A 1,206-nucleotide genomic window follows, 5' to 3' on the forward strand; every position below is an offset into this window, starting at 1 on the left:
GGGCGTGTCGCAAACCCGGCTGTGAGCCGCGGAAGGGCGTCTACCGTCTCGCTTTCATGCTTTGTTCGTGACAGGAAGGCCGAAGCAGCAGGCGAGCAGCTGGTTCTGCTCGCGCACGGTCCAGATCCCCGCAAACCCGAAGCCCTTGCGCAGCCACAACATCGCCTCGAAGCCGCGGATCGTGCGGATTCCGACGGAAGCCGGCCACCCATTCCGACGCGAAGCCGGCCAGCGTTCCGATTTGATGTCGGCCACCATTCCGAAATGAAGCCGGCCACCCCGTAGCCGATATCGGCGACGGATCATCCCCGCGGGTCAGCAACCGCGGCATCCCTGTCCTCGACCACGAGGAGAGCGGGATGCCGGCCAGGAGAGAGCTGACCATGCGACAGATCAAACAGATGCTGCGTCTCGCCCGCGACGGGGTGAGTTCGCGAGAGATCGGGCGAACGCTGGGCATCGCCCGCTCGACCGTGCAGGACAACCTCGCCCGAGCGAGCGCTGCCGGCCTGACCTGGCCGCTTGGCCCCGAGGTTCCCGACGCGGTGCTGGAGCAGCGCCTGTTTGCCCGGACCGGGGTGAAGCAGGGCATGCGCCGCCTGCCGGAGCCGGACTGGCCCTCAATCGTCCGGGAGATGCGTCGGCCCGGGGTCAACCTGACGGTGCTCTGGGAGGAGTACCGGGAGACCCATCCAGAGGGCTACGGCTACTCCCGGTTCTGCGATCTCTACAGGGAGTTCGAGCGTCGGCTCACCCCGGTGATGCGCCAGCACCATGCCGCCGGCGACAAGGTCTTCGTCGACTACTCCGGCAAGAAGGTCGGGATCGAGGTGCAGACGGCACAAGGCAAGAGCTTGGCGCTAGCGTGCAAGGAGGCGGAGATCTCCGAGCAGAGCTATTATCGCTGGCGCAAGGAGTACGGTGGCCTCCAAGCCGACCAGGCCAGGAAGATGAAGGACCTGGAGCGCGAGAACGCGCGATTGCGTCGGCTCGTGGCTGACTTGTCCTTGGAGAAGCAGGTGCTGGCGGACGGCGCCTCGGGAAACTTGTAGCCCCCGAGCGACGACGGCAGGCAGTGGACGGCATTCGTGAGAAGTATGGTCTCTCGGAGCGCCATGCCTGTCGGATCGTCGGCCAGCACCGGGGCACGCAGCGCTACGTGCCGACTCTGCTAGCCGACGAGGATGGGCTGACCCGGGCCATCAT

The 1,206-nt window shown here is 66.3% G+C and carries 2 pseudogenes; one reads left to right on the forward strand and one right to left on the reverse strand.

What is annotated here, in order from left to right:
• Positions 1–54 precede the first annotated feature (54 nt).
• Positions 55–189: pseudogene (locus MKL01_RS05185) on the reverse strand (IS6 family transposase); the annotation flags it as partial.
• Between the two features lie 170 nt (positions 190–359).
• On the opposite strand from MKL01_RS05185, the pseudogene MKL01_RS05190 reads away from it, so the two are divergent.
• Positions 360–1,206: pseudogene (locus MKL01_RS05190) on the forward strand (transposase); the annotation flags it as partial.

The sequence above is a fragment of the Methylobacterium sp. J-070 genome (assembly GCF_022829385.1).
In the GTDB taxonomy this organism is placed as follows: domain Bacteria; phylum Pseudomonadota; class Alphaproteobacteria; order Rhizobiales; family Beijerinckiaceae; genus Methylobacterium.